Source organism: Bradyrhizobium sp. CCGB01, from assembly GCF_024199795.1.
Classification (GTDB): Bacteria; Pseudomonadota; Alphaproteobacteria; order Rhizobiales; family Xanthobacteraceae; genus Bradyrhizobium.
This window is the reverse complement of sequence record NZ_JANADK010000001.1, coordinates 4,933,606-4,946,550: the sequence shown is the minus strand read 5'-3', so window position 1 is coordinate 4,946,550 and position 12,945 is coordinate 4,933,606. Positions and strand designations below refer to the sequence as shown.

Here is a 12,945-nt window from a genome sequence, read left to right as displayed (position 1 = left end):
GCGCTAATTGGCGCGCGGCGCCTGGCCTGCCGTGCGCACCAGCCTGTCGGCCTTGACCGCGACGCGGGTGTCCTCGAACTGCGGCCGCAGCGAGAAACTGATCGCCACGAAAGCAAGACAGAACAGCATGCCGACGATGGCAACACGCCGGTAGGTGTGCCGGTCGCCTTGATAAAAGGACGGTTCTGAAAAAGGTGTCATGAAATCTGTCTTCGCAAACTTGCTTCTTGGCAAAGTCGTTCTTGTCGTTGCCAGACACCTATCCCAAACAACGGCAAGCGCAACGCGATTGGGCTTTTAACCTAACCGAATAGGGTTATCGGCTTCCCCGCAAACTTTCGTTAGGAGTTTGCGCGGCGTCGTTGCATCTCCGCGAGCCGCTTAAAGATCGCGCGAACTGAAAGGCCAACGTCGGCCGGTTTTGTTCCAGCTTCGCCTGCCTTTCGTTCTCGAAGAACGAATCGGAATCGAAGAAATCAGCGCGGAGCATTTCTTAACAAGCAGTGTGGATCGTCGCGAAAGCGAACGCATGGTCACGACGAACGCCCGATCACCTGAGTGTCGTCGGGCTTGTGTGGTGGCGGCACCTGCGGCACCGACGGCCTGCCTTTGCGCAGCCGCGGGTGCCTGTCGTACCAGAACACTTTCACGATCTCGGCGAGAAACCAGCACACATCCATGTCGCTCTCCCTCGCCTCATTCCGTAACGAGGACACGAGGGCGGGACTGTGCGAAGCATCACACCAACTCGCCGCGACGAGGCGTGTCCCGCATCGACACAGAAGCCACGCCTTGTTCTGCATCCGACTCCATTTCGTTCGCAAAGAACGAATCGGAGTCGAAACAATCGGCGCGGAGCGACTCCTAACGATTGATGAAGGCGCGCACCGTCACGTCTTCAACGACAGGACTCTTTGGCGCCAAGGCTCTTCGGCGGCAGAAGTTTCGAGACGACCGCAAACACGATCACGAGCTCGCGGCAGGGTTCACATCGATGCCGCGCGAAGCCGCGTGGCGGAGGTCTGTCGCCGTGGTCACCCGTCGAAGCTCCTCACGCCGCTCGCTTGGCGTTGCCCTTCTCGGAAAAACACTCGAGGATCTGGATGCGGAGTTCTTCCGCGGCCGGGCCCTCGACCTTCCTGAGCTGGTTCCAGAGCCTGATCACTTCGCGCTGTTTCTCGATGGTCATGCGTCACCTCCAACGTGATGACCAACTAGAACAAAATAAGAACAAAAAGTCCAGCCCCCCCTCGCGCGCGATTTTCCACCCTATCGCGTTGAACCTTTTTGGCGTCAGGCGGACCCATGGAGGCTGGGGATTTCAGCGCCCGGTCAACATCGCAGCGCCGCCTGACGAACATACTCCGTCACCGCGGCGCTGTTGCTTTTTGGATTTTCAACCTTAAGTTAGAGGTCCGGCCGGCGGCCAGGCGCTGAAATCCCAACGCCGCCAGCCAAGAGAGCCCCGTGCGAAAGCGCGGGGTTTTTCTTTTGGATCGCTGGCTGACCGGAACGCGCTGGCGCCCTCCCCGTTACTCTCTCCGGAGAGAGGGGCCGTGACCAGGAAGAGCGACAGAAAATACTTCGCCGTCGAGGTGGTGCGTCAGATCGAGGAGACCGTGGAGATCATGGTCGAGGCGCCCGACGAGAGCAGCGCGCGCGATGCGGCGCTCGAACATGTGAAGGCGCACGGCTCCGAGTACCAGTGGCTCAATCCCAAACGCGATTTTGTCGTCTGGCGCGAGCGCGAGGTCGATACGCCGGCAATCGTGGATGTGTCCGTCTAGCGATCGCGCGGCGCCGGCACTGCGGCTTGCTCGTTTCGCTCGGCGAGAAGCTGCTTTTCGGCCTGATACCAAAAAGTGTCCATCTTTCCCGCGGGTTCGCCGGCGTCCATCCAGAGGTGATAGGCGCGGGTTCGAATCTCTTCCTCGCTCAAGCTGGCCATGCGCTGCCTCCCTTTCGGAAGCAAAGCCTGACACCGCCGGAGAGTTCCGTCCAGGCGTCACCATCGCACGGCGGCCGTTGCGGCACTTCGCGACAGAAAGCGCCGCAACGACATCGCGAGCCGTTTAGACGGAGTCCTTGGCCACCTTCAGCGGCGAGGCCTTCACCGACTTGCTCGCCGGCTTCGCCGCAAACTGCATCGGCTCCTTGGTGAAGGGATTGACGCCCATGCGGGCTTCGGTGGCGGGCTTGTTCACGACCGACATCTTCACGAAGCCGGGAATGACGAATTCGCCGGACTCGTTGAGCTCCTTGTAGCCGACCGTCGCCATGTACTCGATCACCGACTTCACGTCGTTCTTCGACAGCTGCGTGCCCTCGGCAATTGCATCAATCAATTGAGTCTTCGTCATCTTCGCCATGTCTGAATTCCTTTTGTGCGGGCGAGCAAATCCTGCTCAGGACGCGGCTGAACCACACAAGTGTGATGCTGATTCATGCCTGATGTCATGAAGTCCCGGGCTTAGAACCCATTGAGCCCCAAAATACAAGCAGGGTGTCCGCGAGGGTTCCACTCCGCCCTTGAAAGCTGTCGCAGCATGCTGCCGTGTTGTTTTGAACCAATCGCCCGCTGGCGCGTCTAACTAATTGAAGTCCCCAAGCTTCACCCCCATCAGAGAGCCCCGCTTCCCCCAGGCGGGGCTTTCGCTTTCTCCACAGCGTCGCGGCCGGGCATGGCCGTCCGAAGGCCGGCGTCGCGTCCGCTCGCCTATGGTCCCGGCCATCGACGCCATGCCGCGCAGCACGGAGCACACAGATGCCCGGAAGGGATTCACCTCATCGTGAAACTTGTGGTTCGGCCCTCGTTGTTGAGACTTCAGTAACCCAACCCCTCCACTCTCTCTTCAGTATCGTTGCGTTGGAGTACCCCCAAAGTGCTGGATTTTAACGAGCTGCGTGAACTCGCGGCTGATGTTCGCGTGTTTGTCGACATCGCCGAAGACAAGGCCGAGGCGCTTCGCGCCGTCATCAGGGCCTACGACGTGGTGCTGGCGATCTTCCCTTCGCAGGAAGGCATGGGCCTGCACGTCATCAAGGGCGGCGAGATCCTGGATCAGATCGCAAAATCGCGGACCCATGCGATCTACAGCCACACCGCCATCGCGGTTCCCGATCTGCAACATGCACAGGCGCTCAAATATCTGACAACGCCCGTCGACCAGCGGATCGCGGCGTAGCAGCAGACGGCGACATTTCCGGCCTGCTATTTCTTTGCTCCCAAAAGGCCCCGTTTAGGAACGGGGCTTCTGCACTCCCGTTGGCCCACACAACCAACCAGGAGTTCGAGATGAAAAAGCTCATCATCGCTGCCGCAGCCGCCGGTCTCATGTGCGGCTCCGCCTTTGCCCAGAACCAGACCGGCCCCGCCCCGCAATCCGACAACATGCAGAAGCCCGGCATGAACAAGATGGACAGGGGCTCGGCGGGCACGACCGGGATGAGCAAGGACGGCATGAGCAAGGGCGGAATGGTGAAGCCCGACGCCTCCGGCCAGGGCGGCTCCGGCCCGGGCAGCGACCAGGGCGGCACCAAGACTCGCAGCAACATGAAGTAAGCGAAATTCCTGTAGTGCCTGCTTCCGGCCGTGTCGCCTCCCACAAGGCGGCGCGGCCAACTCACGCTTGCCCCCTGCAGTGATGGATGCACAGGAACGCCCGGTTCTCACGCGCATTGACTCATCTCAAGACAAGGAGATCGACATGAGCGTTGAAGGCAAGGCGAAGGAAGCAGCCGGCTACATCAAGGAAGAGCTGAACGAGCACGGCAAGTCCCCCGAGAGTCAGAAGAAGGCTCAGGAGGGGCGTGACCTCAGGAACGAAGGCCGCGTCGAAGACGGCAAGCCGCCGAAGACGACGAAGCCCGGCACCGGTCACTAGATCGAGTTTCGGAAACAGCGCTGAGCGAAAACCGTCCCTGGCCATGTCAGGGGCGGTTTTGCACGTTTAGTTGCTGCAGGAGATCTCCGCGGCTAGATCGATGTCCCCGGCTGCGGCTGGGGACTTTCTGTGCGGACGTCTGGAGCAGAAGGAAGACCCGACCAGCTGACTCGAGGGTATTTTCCGAACACCCAGATGCTCGCCGCGCCGATGATCGGGAACAGGGCAAACGCAGCCGTGGCTGCGAGAGGACCGGCACCAGTTATTGCGAGAACGCCGGCAACGCCGAGCCCCACCACGACGCAAAGCACCCCAATCCCGAGCTTGACGAGGAGCTCGATCCGGCTGTTTGACAGAGCCGCCGCCTGGGCCGCGATCTTCGCCTGGGTCTCGATGACTTGCAGTCCATCCTTGCTCTGGATCTCTACCAGCTCTTTCTGTCTCGCCCACTCGTCGGTCTTGGCTTTCTGGACCGTCGCTTCGTGTTGTTTGTTGAGCTTCACGGCCAGAGTTTGAAACGATCCATATGCCTTGTAGCTTCCGTCCGCGAACTCCTCGAGGAACCGCGTCGCGAACACCTCGCCCCCCTCTTTAACCCAGACCTCCCATACGACGCTTTCAGCTAGCTGGCTCGGCCCATAGGATTCATAGATCTCATCGCCCTCAAACTCCTCGACGATGGCGGCCTCCACCTCATTCTGCTCCACAACTATCCTCCCAAATAATTCGACCAATGAAAGGAGCCGATTGAGCACTTTTTCCAGGACTACTTCAAGCTGCTGCAAGGACTTATCGACGCGCCGTCCACGCCTGACTGGCGGGATGCTCCAGCTATTGTATATGGTCGGTTGTTTCTCGTGAGGGGCTGATGAAGATTGCCATTGTTGTCGCCGGCTTGATCGTTGTTGCTGTTGCCGCCGTCGTGGCGATCCAGCCGAGCTTCTTGAGGCCTGCGTCGCTGGCGCTCGTGAAGAAGTCCGACATCCTCGGCTTTTCACCCGGAATGACCTCCGACGAGACCGACAAGGTCGTCACGCAACGCCGCTACCGCTGCCGCCAGCTTCGCGAGTCCTACACCCTCGAATGCGCAGCCGATGGCGCCAGGCTCACGATCGACAGCGACGAAGTTGACGCAAAACATCCCATCCGGCGCGTCAACGCGGAGCTGCTCAATCCTGGGCCGCAAGAGGCTGCGGTCAAATCGATCTCCGACCAGTTCAACGCCCAGCCGACCAGGGACGCCCGCGAGGGCTGGATATGGACCGTCGGCCGCGGGCTGAAGCTGAGCTACGACGGCGCCGCCTTGAAGCTCGTGGACGAGGCCGAGGATATCAGGCGCCGCAAGGAGGAAGCAAAGCCCTAGGGCGCGCGACGCCGAATGCTCTCAGCGCCGAAACCGGTTCAGCGTCCACAGCGGGATCCATGATCCCAGCACCATCAGGACCGCAATAGCGGCAACCAGAACATACTTCAACGGATGTTGTGACGACGCGAGCGAACCTTCGAGATGAAGGTGCGGGAGCAACTCGTCCATCCCCACTCCGATGAGCGCAACCGCAATCAGCCCGCCAAAGGCCGAGGCGAGGATGTTGCCGATCCACCCGATCGCGCCGCGCCCGTTCGACCAGGCCTCGTAGATCGCGACAGTGAGCATCACGACAACAAAGACCAGCATGAAGGTCATCGAGCCGCCGACGCTCGATTTCGGCCCTGAGATCTCCACCAGCAGCATGGCCGCCACCGCGAGCAGCGTGATCGTCTTCATGGCGTCCCCATGGTCAATGAGCGCCCAGCAAATAGACGGCGGCGCCAATCAAGATACAGCCGAGGCCGAAGATCACCGTCGCGATCTCGACGACGTTTTCCAGACCGAGGAATCGGACGACAGCGCTCCATGCGGCAGACAGGAGGATTTCCACGAGCGCGCTGAGGAGGGACTGGAGCATATGGATTAGTCGCCCCTGCCCGCGCCCGGGTTCGGCAGCCGGGCATCAATTCGTTCGTGGGCCGCCCGCTCTGGTGTCCCGGACGCGCGACACAGGCGGCACCGACCGGAGGGATCGACGGCGGAATTCACTCACGCATGTCCCTGGTCGCGAAATGGCATCCAAACGCCACCAGGGCCAGAGTAAACGACGTGCCGAGCAGGATGCGCAGAGCCAATTCCGTCCCCTCGCTCACATACCTGATGTCGTGTCGGTGCGCGTAACGTTCAAGGTGTGCGGCATCAGGCGCCTGAGGTGAGCTTGTCAAAAGCACGAGCCACGCGACGGTCCCGCAAATAGCCGCAACCCTCGCAATCCATCCGAGCCTTTGAAGCCAGCGCATCATGCCGCCCTCATCATGGCCTGGATCTCCGCTTCATAGCCGCGCTTCTCAAGTCCTCGGCTCAATCAGCACCTTGAGAGCGCTGAGAATGACGAAAATACCCAGACCGTAGCAGAGTGCATTCACCACCCAGGAAATAGCTATCCCTGCGAAGGTGGAGCCCCCGACCGCTCCCCAGAACAGATACGCCACGCTGATGCCAGGCCACTCCAGCGACAGAAAAGCGAAGTCGGTGAGCGGCTCGATGGCGAGCAGCACCGCCGAGATCAGCGCGCCGATGGCCAGTGCAATGATGAGGTTCGTCTTCACGGAGGGCATCAGAATCCCAGCAGCCCGGCGATCACAGGAATGAGGATATAGGCGGCAAGCCCAAGAAGGCCTCCCACGACAAAGCGCGCAGCGCGGCCGTGAATCCTCGTATCGAGCCACGCACAAACGGCCAGCGCAGCCTGTCTCAGCCAGTCGCCAACGAGGCTCCTGACGAGACCAAACAGCAGTTCTGCAAAGACAGCGGCCATGGCGTTTAGTCGCCCGACCTCTGGCGGGGTTCAACTGCCGAGGGGGCGAACTATTTCAGTTGGCGAGCTTCGAGATGCAGCGCAAGAGCCGTCGTTACGGTGACAGGGCTGGCAACCGCTGCCTTTCAATGCCCGGTTAGTCCGCCGGGACGAAGAGGAGTGTGCCTGCCCGACGCGTTGGCCTGCCGGTGTCATTGGTGTGATTGACGCCGTCCATGACGGGAACCTCGGAAAAATCGAACGGACTGACCCCATCCAGGCACGCCACGTTGACGGCATATAGCGTCTGGTCAGATCGTCGCTGATGATGTGTGTATATTCCGCAGCGAGAACAGAAGAAGTGCTGCGCTGATCCGGTGTGGAAGCGGTAGCTTGTCAGCGCATCCTCGCCCTGCAGGATCTTGATCCCACCCATTTCCGCCATGGCAACGACGGCGCCTCGCATGCGGCAGTAAGAGCACGTGCAGCGGCGGATCGAATTGAAGCCGTCGCTGAGCGTCACCTCGAAACGCACCGCACCGCAATGGCACTGGCCGGCCCGAACGTTCGTGTCACCCACCATGTCGTCTAAATCTCCTCTTCGGAGGTGCGCACCATCATCGTGGTTGCAAGGACTGACGCGCGCCCCAAGCCACACTAGCAGAACGCCCCGGCTGTTGTATGGTTGGACGTTTCTCGCGAGGGGTGCGACGCATGGCTCCGCGGCCCCGACGCGTGCCGCGTGCCAAAAGCAATGTTGATCTGCGTCAACGCCACCGACGCATGGTGCAGCGACCTTTTGGATCGGCCTTACCTGGTTCATAGAGGCGCAGCGGCCACCGCTTTTCAATGCTCGCAGCGAGCTTGGGAGTGACCGCCAATGAAGCACTGGTTGCCCGGACTGGACGCTCTCCGTCGATACGAAGCGGCATGGCTTCCGCGCGACATCTTCGCCGGCGTCGTCCTGGCAACAATGCTGGTCCCGGTCGGAATTGCCTATGCGACCGCATCGGGCTTGCCCGGCATCTATGGTTTGTACGCAACGATCGTGCCGCTGCTGGCCTACGCGTTGTTTGGCCCAAGCCGCATTCTCGTCCTGGGCCCGGACTCGGCGCTGGCGGCCATACTGCTGGGCGTCATCGCGCCCCTGGCTCACGGCGATCCCGCACGGGCCGTGACGCTCGCCGGCATGATGGCGATCGTCTCGGGGACGGCTTGTATCCTCGCAGGCGTCGCGCGACTTGGCTTTGTCACCGAGCTTCTGTCCAAGCCGATCCGCTACGGTTACATGAACGGAATTGCCCTGACTGTCTTGATCAGCCAGCTGCCCAAGCTGTTCGGCTTTTCCACCGAGAGCGAGGGACCGCTACGGAGCTTGTGGGAGATCGCCGGCGCCATCCTCGCTGGACGGTCAAACTGGGTCGCGTTCGGAATTGGCTCCGCCACCCTGGCCGTGATCCTGTTGCTCAAGAACAGCAAGCTGCCCGGCATTCTGATAGCCGTCGTCGGCGCGACGATCGTCGTCGGGATGCTCGATCTCGGGACCCGGTATGGCGTCCAGGTCCTGGGTCCGCTTCCGCAGGGGCTGCCGGCTTTCTCCATCCCCTGGATCAGCACCAGCGACATCGTCCCCGTGCTGATCGGCGGTTGCGCGGTCGCGCTGGTTTCGTTTGCCGATACGAGCGTGCTGTCACGCGCCTTCGCCGCGCGCCTGGGGGATCGGGTCGATCCCAATCAGGAGATGGTCGGGCTTGGCGCCGCCAATCTGGCAGCAGGCTTTTTCCAGGGCTTTCCGATCAGCAGCAGCAGCTCGCGCACACCTGTTGCGGAAGCCGCGGGCGCCCGCACCCAGCTCACGAGCGTCACGGGCGCGCTTGCCATCGCCTTGCTTCTGCTGGTGGCACCAAGTCTCCTGCAGCATTTGCCCAATGCCGCCCTCGCCGCCGTCGTGATCGCCGCTGCGATCGGCTTGATCGAAGTCGCCGACCTCCGGCGCATCTATCGCATTCAGCGATGGGAGTTCTGGCTGGCCGTCGTCTGCTTTGTCGGCGTCGCCGTGCTCGGGGTGATTCAGGGAATAGGTCTTGCGATCGCAATCGCGATCGCCGAGTTCCTGTGGGACGGCTGGCGCCCGCACTCGGCCATCCTGGGGCGCGCCCACGGCGTCAAAGGCTATCACGACATCACAAGATATCCGGATGCACGCCGTATCCCCGGGCTGGTGCTGTTCCGGTGGGATGCGCCGCTGTTTTTTGCCAACGCCGAATTCTTCAGGGAACGCGTCCTCGACGCCGTCGCGACATCGCCGACGCCCGTGCGTTGGCTGGTCGTGACCGCCGAACCCGTGACCAGCGTGGACGTCACTGCCTGCGACGTGGTCGCCGAACTGGACCAGGCGCTGCAGGCGCAAGGCATAGAGCTCTGCTTTGCCGAGCTCAAGGATCCCGTGAAGGACAAGCTGAAACGATTTGGCTTGTTCTCGCAGCTCGGCGAGCACTATTTCTTTCCGACAATCGGCGTCGCCGTCTCGCGCTATCTCGAAGTCAACAACGTGGAATGGGAGGACCGGGAGATACCGAGTCTGGAAGCAGTCGCACTCCCCACGACGGCATCCGGTTCAAAGCGGACTTGAATTCATGCGCCGTCGCCATCTCACCTGTCCTGCCGCTGGAGCTGTTGCGTCGCTAGTTTGCGTCGCGAGCCATTTCGCCTCACGTACACGTGCTCTCACCCCCTGCCCCTCGTTCCACTTTCCTGCTATCTCCTTCCCCCGTCGGCCCCGCCGACCCAAAACCCCTCCGACCATTCCAGGGAGCAAGAAACATGCGATACCTCCACACCATGCTGCGCGTGCGCAATCTCGATGTCGCGCTGAAGTTTTACCAGGATGCGCTGGGCTTGAAGGAGGTGCGGCGGATCGAGAACGACAAGGGGCGCTTCACGCTGGTCTTCTTGTGCTCGGCGGACGATCTCGAGGCGCTGAAGAAGCAGCCGCAAACGCGCGGCGCGCCGCTGGTCGAGCTCACCTGGAATTGGGACGAGGAGAAGTACGGCGAGGATCGCTTCTTCGGCCATCTCGCCTATGAGGTCGACGACATCTACGCCACGTGCGAGAAGCTGCAGAAGGCCGGCGTCACCATCAACCGGCCGCCGCGCGACGGCAACATGGCCTTCGTCCGCTCGCCGGATTTGCACTCGATCGAGATCTTGCAGAAGGGCGAGCCGAAGGCACCGCAGGAGCCGTGGTTGTCGATGCCCAATACCGGCCATTGGTAGGCTTAACCCGCAGGAACAAAGCCCGCGCTGCCCGCGTTCTCTCCCTGACAATGCGATTGGAGGAGAACGCGATGGGACGCGGAATTTTGTTGTGGCTGCTGGGTGTGCCGATCCCGGTGATCATTCTGCTGTGGCTGTTCTTCGGCCACTGATCATCAGGCTCAATCTGCCAAGTTCGATTTGCCAGGTTCGACTTACGAAGCTTGACTTGCAATTGAAAGCTCCGCCCCGGGCGGAGCTTTTTGCGGGGACTCAGCGCAATCATGCGTCGCCCGCTGAAGCGAATTCCGCTATCAACCGCGCGCGGTGGCCTGTAGCCAACGAAAACGCGCGGGAGGATTTCATGCCGGACACCAAGCTGACGATCTGGGGCCGCGCCAACTCGGTCAACGTGCAGAAGGTGCTGTGGTGCCTCGCCGAGCTTGGCCTCGCCTATGAGCGCATCGACGCCGGCATGGCGTTCGGCAAGACCCGCGAGGCCGACTATCTCGCGATGAACCCCAATGCGCGGATCCCGACGCTGGTCGAGGGCGACTTCGTGCTGTGGGAGTCCAATTCCATCATGCGCTATCTCTGCCTCGCGCATGGCCGCGGCACGCCGATCTATCCCGACGCGCCGAAGCTGCGCACCAGCGTCGACCGCTGGCTCGACTGGACGCTGTCGATGGTGCAGCCGGTCGACCGTCCGGTGTTCTGGGGCATCGTGCGCACGCCGCCGGCCGAGCGCGACATGGTCAAGGTGCAGAAGGATGCCGATGCCGCCGCCGAGGTCTGGGCCATCGCCGACCGCCTGCTCTCCTCGCGGCCATTCATGGACGGCGATGCGTTCACCCTCGCCGATATCGCGATCGGCGCCTATGCGCGGCGCTGGCTCGGCGTCGAGGGCATCACGCGACCCTCGCAGCCGCACCTGGCGCGTTGGCTCGCCGAGCTCGGCAAACGCCCCGGATTTGCGCAATTCGTCGCACCGCCGATGTCGTGAGCGGTGGCGCGGGGTAAGCTGCGCTGAGAGCGCAATGAATCGGCGCTATGGCGCACGTGCCAAGCACCGCGCCGGCACTTGACGGCTACTGTGCATGGGGTTGTTTTCCCAGTTTTTGTTTTTGGGGGCCCTAGCGCCAGCCGCGCTCGACCAGCAGCACGCAGATGATCAGCGCCAGCGTCACGACCGCGGTGGCGAGCTTTGCCGTCCAGCTCAGGCCGCGGCCGACCCACAACAGCAGCGCGCAATACATCACGAAGGGGACGATGATGTCGGGCCGCATGAGATCGGGCGGCATCGGCTTCAGCGCCTGACCGTGGTCTCGACACTGACCGAGCCGCCAACCTTCACGCAGGTGCCGGTGCCCTCGACCATGACGAAGCGCGGGCCATAGGAGGCGCAGGAGCCGGCCTTGGCCGCCCCGCCCGCGCCCTTCAGCGGCAGGGCCTTGCCGGCCTGTGGCCGCTCGGCGGGCGGAAGGCGCAGGGCCTCGGCCCCGGCCGCGGATGGGGCCAGCAACGAGACGAGGATGAGGAGCGGCGCACGCATGCGGGCCGTTCTAGCCCGGACCGGCGCCCCGCGCCATCCGGCTCGCTTCGCCCGCGGGTCAGATGAACTTGACGCCGGCCGATTTGCCGCGGCGCCAGACCACCTGGCAGCTCCGCCCGGTCCGGGCGTCGCGTGCGAACGCCATCCGGATCACGCCCGGGAGCTGGCTCGCGTCCTCGTCCAGCGTGATCTTGGCGCCGGTGTCGGAGATGTCCTGGACCAGGCAATGCCGCGCCGCGAACCCGCCGTCGAGCGTGATCCAGGCGTGCTGCGACAGCGATTTGCGGGCTGCGCGCTTCTTGGGCTGTGGCATGGACAAATTTCTCCGGTTCCAGCGCTATCCCAGGGGGCCTAAGAAACCGTTGAAATCGCCTCCCGAATGAGGCCGGGGCCGGCTATCCACCGGTGCCAAAAGACCGTTCCCGAACGGCTTGCCCACGGCCGCAAAGGCCACTATACGTTCGCCCGCTGCCAGCCGCCGGGCCCGACTCGGGCGGCCAGCGGCCGTGCCGCGGAAAGCGGCGGGGCCTTCGTTTGCTCCCTTCGTCTATCGGTTAGGACGCCACCCTTTCACGGTGGAGAGAGCGGTTCGATTCCGCTAGGGAGCGCCATCATCCGGGCCATCGGGTGATGCGGCGATATCCGCCACCCCGCATGAACCTCCCTGCCCTGACCACCGACCAATGGTCCCGTTGGAACCGGTGCAGGCCATGGCGCAGCGAAAATCCCCCTCGGAAGACCAGTCGCCGGCACCGCCGCCCTGGATGCACCGTGCGACGCCGTACGCACCCGACCGGCGCGCAAAGATGCTGGAGCACATGGCACGTGCCCGATCGATTCCGCAGCCTCAGGCCGCGATGGTGCCGGCGCCGGCGCGCCCGAGCGGCATCGACATTCTCGGCGATGCCTTCGGCTACATGGTCGTGTTCGGCATCATCGCCCTGCTCTTCCAGTCGCGCGTCCCGCTCTATCTCGGCGCGTTTCTCTTCGTCACCGACGGCGAGCGCATCGAGCGCGCGCTCGGAACGATCGGCATCCGGCTCGAGCCCGACACGATTGGCCCTGACGTCGTCAAGGGCTTCGCATCCCTGTTCGGATGGTTCGCGCTGCTCGCGTGCTTGAAGGGCTACGTCCCCGTCTGGCTCGCGGTATGGATGCCGCCGGCGGAGTCATGGTCCTTCATCGCCGGCATCGCAATTGTGCTCGCCATCGTCGAAGCCTTCGCAGCACTGGCGATGCGGCGCGCATTGCCGTGGTTCGGACTCCGGGTCAGGCCGGACAGCTTGGGCTGGTCGGCGATCAAGCTCGTCATGGCCGTTGGCGCGCTGGCGTTGCTGGTGATGCTCGGATGACGCGATCGTGAGATCGGAAGCCCATAAAACGCGGCGCTATGCCGCCGGCCCCGATCCGAGCGTTTACCAAAAATTTA

23 protein-coding genes and 1 tRNA gene are annotated in these 12,945 nt (G+C 62.7%); 11 read left to right on the top strand and 13 right to left on the bottom strand.

Features of this window, described 5'->3' with window-relative positions; translation table 11 throughout:
- Positions 1-3: 3 nt before the first annotated feature.
- The 3 genes from NLM25_RS22800 to NLM25_RS22790 all read right to left on the bottom strand — a co-directional run bounded on the left by NLM25_RS22800 (position 4) and on the right by NLM25_RS22790 (position 1,189).
- Positions 4-201, bottom strand: coding sequence for a hypothetical protein (locus NLM25_RS22800; protein ID WP_254119232.1), 198 nt, complete (start codon positions 199-201; stop codon positions 4-6).
- 332 nt (positions 202-533) lie between these two features.
- Complete coding sequence (locus NLM25_RS22795) at positions 534-680, bottom strand: hypothetical protein (RefSeq protein WP_254119230.1); 147 nt, start codon at positions 678-680, stop codon at positions 534-536.
- 371 nt (positions 681-1,051) lie between these two features.
- Complete coding sequence (locus NLM25_RS22790) at positions 1,052-1,189, bottom strand: hypothetical protein (RefSeq protein WP_212483880.1); 138 nt, start codon at positions 1,187-1,189, stop codon at positions 1,052-1,054.
- A gap of 367 nt (positions 1,190-1,556) precedes the next feature.
- Here NLM25_RS22790 and NLM25_RS22785 point away from each other — a divergent pair, with 367 nt between their 5' ends.
- A complete protein-coding gene (locus tag NLM25_RS22785; RefSeq protein ID WP_254138473.1) occupies positions 1,557-1,787 on the top strand; it encodes a hypothetical protein in 231 nt (76 codons plus the stop codon).
- Here NLM25_RS22785 and NLM25_RS22780 read toward each other — a convergent pair.
- A complete protein-coding gene (locus tag NLM25_RS22780; protein ID WP_254119225.1) occupies positions 1,784-1,948 on the bottom strand; it encodes a DUF2934 domain-containing protein in 165 nt (54 codons plus the stop codon). The genes NLM25_RS22785 and NLM25_RS22780 overlap by 4 nt on opposite strands.
- A 124-nt stretch (positions 1,949-2,072) precedes the next feature.
- Positions 2,073-2,369 carry an HU family DNA-binding protein gene (locus NLM25_RS22775; RefSeq protein ID WP_007591377.1) on the bottom strand — a complete coding sequence of 99 codons (297 nt, stop codon included), beginning with the start codon at positions 2,367-2,369 and terminating at the stop codon, positions 2,073-2,075.
- A gap of 513 nt (positions 2,370-2,882) precedes the next feature.
- Between NLM25_RS22775 and NLM25_RS22770 the strand changes: the two genes are divergently transcribed.
- The 3 genes from NLM25_RS22770 (at position 2,883) to NLM25_RS22760 (ending at position 3,884) form a co-directional block, all read left to right on the top strand.
- Positions 2,883-3,185, top strand: a complete 303-nt coding sequence (locus NLM25_RS22770) for a hypothetical protein (protein WP_254119224.1) — start codon at positions 2,883-2,885, stop codon at positions 3,183-3,185.
- Positions 3,186-3,295: 110 nt separating this feature from the next.
- The gene (locus NLM25_RS22765; protein WP_254138472.1) at positions 3,296-3,562 is read left to right on the top strand and encodes a hypothetical protein; all 267 of its coding nucleotides are present in this window, start codon (positions 3,296-3,298) and stop codon (positions 3,560-3,562) included.
- A gap of 145 nt (positions 3,563-3,707) precedes the next feature.
- Positions 3,708-3,884: a hypothetical protein gene (locus NLM25_RS22760; RefSeq protein WP_254119220.1), complete on the top strand. Its 177-nt coding sequence runs from the start codon at positions 3,708-3,710 to the stop codon at positions 3,882-3,884.
- 92 nt (positions 3,885-3,976) lie between these two features.
- Here the strand turns inward: NLM25_RS22760 and NLM25_RS22755 are convergent, their stop codons facing one another.
- A complete protein-coding gene (locus NLM25_RS22755; protein WP_254138471.1) occupies positions 3,977-4,669 on the bottom strand; it encodes a hypothetical protein in 693 nt (230 codons plus the stop codon).
- An 83-nt stretch (positions 4,670-4,752) separates the two neighbouring features.
- On the opposite strand from NLM25_RS22755, the gene NLM25_RS22750 reads away from it, so the two are divergent.
- Entirely contained in the window at positions 4,753-5,247 is a 495-nt protein-coding gene (locus tag NLM25_RS22750; RefSeq protein WP_254138470.1) for a hypothetical protein, read from the top strand.
- 21 nt (positions 5,248-5,268) lie between these two features.
- On the opposite strand, the gene NLM25_RS22745 is transcribed toward NLM25_RS22750, so the two are convergent.
- On the bottom strand, positions 5,269-5,568 hold the full coding sequence (locus tag NLM25_RS22745; RefSeq protein WP_254138469.1) for a hypothetical protein: 300 nt from the start codon (positions 5,566-5,568) through the stop codon (positions 5,269-5,271).
- Here NLM25_RS22745 and NLM25_RS22740 point away from each other — a divergent pair.
- Positions 5,558-5,839: a hypothetical protein gene (locus NLM25_RS22740; protein ID WP_254138468.1), complete on the top strand. Its 282-nt coding sequence runs from the start codon at positions 5,558-5,560 to the stop codon at positions 5,837-5,839. The two genes, NLM25_RS22745 and NLM25_RS22740, sit on opposite strands and share 11 nt — an antisense overlap.
- Positions 5,840-6,260: 421 nt before the next feature.
- Here NLM25_RS22740 and NLM25_RS22735 read toward each other — a convergent pair whose 3' ends face one another.
- The 3 genes from NLM25_RS22735 to NLM25_RS22725 all read right to left on the bottom strand — a co-directional run bounded on the left by NLM25_RS22735 (position 6,261) and on the right by NLM25_RS22725 (position 7,292).
- A complete protein-coding gene (locus tag NLM25_RS22735) occupies positions 6,261-6,530 on the bottom strand; it encodes a hypothetical protein (RefSeq protein WP_254119211.1) in 270 nt (89 codons plus the stop codon).
- The gene (locus NLM25_RS22730) at positions 6,530-6,730 is read right to left on the bottom strand and encodes a hypothetical protein (RefSeq protein ID WP_254138467.1); all 201 of its coding nucleotides are present in this window, start codon (positions 6,728-6,730) and stop codon (positions 6,530-6,532) included. Before NLM25_RS22730 ends, NLM25_RS22735 begins: the two co-directional genes overlap by 1 nt.
- A gap of 136 nt (positions 6,731-6,866) precedes the next feature.
- Positions 6,867-7,292, bottom strand: coding sequence for a GFA family protein (locus tag NLM25_RS22725; protein WP_254138466.1), 426 nt, complete (start codon positions 7,290-7,292; stop codon positions 6,867-6,869).
- 297 nt (positions 7,293-7,589) lie between these two features.
- Between NLM25_RS22725 and NLM25_RS22720 the strand changes: the two genes are divergently transcribed.
- The 3 genes from NLM25_RS22720 to NLM25_RS22710 all read left to right on the top strand — a co-directional run bounded on the left by NLM25_RS22720 (position 7,590) and on the right by NLM25_RS22710 (position 10,967).
- On the top strand, positions 7,590-9,341 hold the full coding sequence (locus NLM25_RS22720) for a SulP family inorganic anion transporter (RefSeq protein WP_254119206.1): 1,752 nt from the start codon (positions 7,590-7,592) through the stop codon (positions 9,339-9,341).
- Between the two features lie 191 nt (positions 9,342-9,532).
- On the top strand, positions 9,533-9,985 hold the full coding sequence (locus NLM25_RS22715) for a VOC family protein (RefSeq protein WP_254138465.1): 453 nt from the start codon (positions 9,533-9,535) through the stop codon (positions 9,983-9,985).
- Between the two features lie 343 nt (positions 9,986-10,328).
- Positions 10,329-10,967, top strand: coding sequence for a glutathione S-transferase family protein (locus NLM25_RS22710; RefSeq protein ID WP_254138464.1), 639 nt, complete (start codon positions 10,329-10,331; stop codon positions 10,965-10,967).
- Between the two features lie 130 nt (positions 10,968-11,097).
- On the opposite strand, the gene NLM25_RS22705 is transcribed toward NLM25_RS22710, so the two are convergent.
- The 3 genes from NLM25_RS22705 to NLM25_RS22695 are packed head-to-tail and all read right to left on the bottom strand — an operon-like array spanning position 11,098 to position 11,829.
- Positions 11,098-11,265: a hypothetical protein gene (locus NLM25_RS22705; RefSeq protein ID WP_254119201.1), complete on the bottom strand. Its 168-nt coding sequence runs from the start codon at positions 11,263-11,265 to the stop codon at positions 11,098-11,100.
- Positions 11,266-11,270: 5 nt separating this feature from the next.
- Complete coding sequence (locus NLM25_RS22700) at positions 11,271-11,516, bottom strand: hypothetical protein (RefSeq protein ID WP_254119199.1); 246 nt, start codon at positions 11,514-11,516, stop codon at positions 11,271-11,273.
- A gap of 58 nt (positions 11,517-11,574) precedes the next feature.
- Positions 11,575-11,829 (bottom strand): PilZ domain-containing protein, encoded by a 255-nt coding sequence (locus NLM25_RS22695; protein WP_254138463.1) that lies wholly within the window; start codon positions 11,827-11,829, stop codon positions 11,575-11,577.
- 223 nt (positions 11,830-12,052) lie between these two features.
- Between NLM25_RS22695 and NLM25_RS22690 the strand changes: the two genes are divergently transcribed.
- Together NLM25_RS22690 and NLM25_RS22685 are read left to right on the top strand one after the other, a co-directional pair.
- Positions 12,053-12,127, top strand: a tRNA-Glu gene (locus NLM25_RS22690).
- A gap of 99 nt (positions 12,128-12,226) precedes the next feature.
- Positions 12,227-12,868 carry a hypothetical protein gene (locus NLM25_RS22685; RefSeq protein ID WP_254138462.1) on the top strand — a complete coding sequence of 214 codons (642 nt, stop codon included), beginning with the start codon at positions 12,227-12,229 and terminating at the stop codon, positions 12,866-12,868.
- Positions 12,869-12,945 lie beyond the last annotated feature (77 nt).

Excerpts from the sequence above, each read along its gene's own strand:
- NLM25_RS22800 (WP_254119232.1), bottom strand. The coding sequence starts at position 201 with ATGACACCTTTTTCAGAACCGTCCTTTTATCAAGGCGACCGGCACACC.
- NLM25_RS22795 (WP_254119230.1), bottom strand. The coding sequence starts at position 680 with ATGGATGTGTGCTGGTTTCTCGCCGAGATCGTGAAAGTGTTCTGGTAC.
- NLM25_RS22790 (WP_212483880.1), bottom strand. The coding sequence starts at position 1,189 with ATGACCATCGAGAAACAGCGCGAAGTGATCAGGCTCTGGAACCAGCTC.
- NLM25_RS22780 (WP_254119225.1), bottom strand. The coding sequence starts at position 1,948 with ATGGCCAGCTTGAGCGAGGAAGAGATTCGAACCCGCGCCTATCACCTC.
- NLM25_RS22775 (WP_007591377.1), bottom strand. The coding sequence starts at position 2,369 with ATGGCGAAGATGACGAAGACTCAATTGATTGATGCAATTGCCGAGGGC.
- NLM25_RS22765 (WP_254138472.1), top strand. The coding sequence starts at position 3,296 with ATGAAAAAGCTCATCATCGCTGCCGCAGCCGCCGGTCTCATGTGCGGC.
- NLM25_RS22760 (WP_254119220.1), top strand. The coding sequence starts at position 3,708 with ATGAGCGTTGAAGGCAAGGCGAAGGAAGCAGCCGGCTACATCAAGGAA.
- NLM25_RS22750 (WP_254138470.1), top strand. The coding sequence starts at position 4,753 with ATGAAGATTGCCATTGTTGTCGCCGGCTTGATCGTTGTTGCTGTTGCC.
- NLM25_RS22740 (WP_254138468.1), top strand. The coding sequence starts at position 5,558 with ATGAAGGTCATCGAGCCGCCGACGCTCGATTTCGGCCCTGAGATCTCC.
- NLM25_RS22745 (WP_254138469.1), bottom strand. The coding sequence starts at position 5,568 with ATGACCTTCATGCTGGTCTTTGTTGTCGTGATGCTCACTGTCGCGATC.
- NLM25_RS22735 (WP_254119211.1), bottom strand. The coding sequence starts at position 6,530 with ATGCCCTCCGTGAAGACGAACCTCATCATTGCACTGGCCATCGGCGCG.
- NLM25_RS22730 (WP_254138467.1), bottom strand. The coding sequence starts at position 6,730 with ATGGCCGCTGTCTTTGCAGAACTGCTGTTTGGTCTCGTCAGGAGCCTC.
- NLM25_RS22725 (WP_254138466.1), bottom strand. The coding sequence starts at position 7,292 with ATGGTGGGTGACACGAACGTTCGGGCCGGCCAGTGCCATTGCGGTGCG.
- NLM25_RS22720 (WP_254119206.1), top strand. The coding sequence starts at position 7,590 with ATGAAGCACTGGTTGCCCGGACTGGACGCTCTCCGTCGATACGAAGCG.
- NLM25_RS22715 (WP_254138465.1), top strand. The coding sequence starts at position 9,533 with ATGCGATACCTCCACACCATGCTGCGCGTGCGCAATCTCGATGTCGCG.
- NLM25_RS22710 (WP_254138464.1), top strand. The coding sequence starts at position 10,329 with ATGCCGGACACCAAGCTGACGATCTGGGGCCGCGCCAACTCGGTCAAC.
- NLM25_RS22705 (WP_254119201.1), bottom strand. The coding sequence starts at position 11,265 with ATGCCGCCCGATCTCATGCGGCCCGACATCATCGTCCCCTTCGTGATG.
- NLM25_RS22700 (WP_254119199.1), bottom strand. The coding sequence starts at position 11,516 with ATGCGTGCGCCGCTCCTCATCCTCGTCTCGTTGCTGGCCCCATCCGCG.
- NLM25_RS22695 (WP_254138463.1), bottom strand. The coding sequence starts at position 11,829 with ATGCCACAGCCCAAGAAGCGCGCAGCCCGCAAATCGCTGTCGCAGCAC.
- NLM25_RS22685 (WP_254138462.1), top strand. The coding sequence starts at position 12,227 with ATGGCGCAGCGAAAATCCCCCTCGGAAGACCAGTCGCCGGCACCGCCG.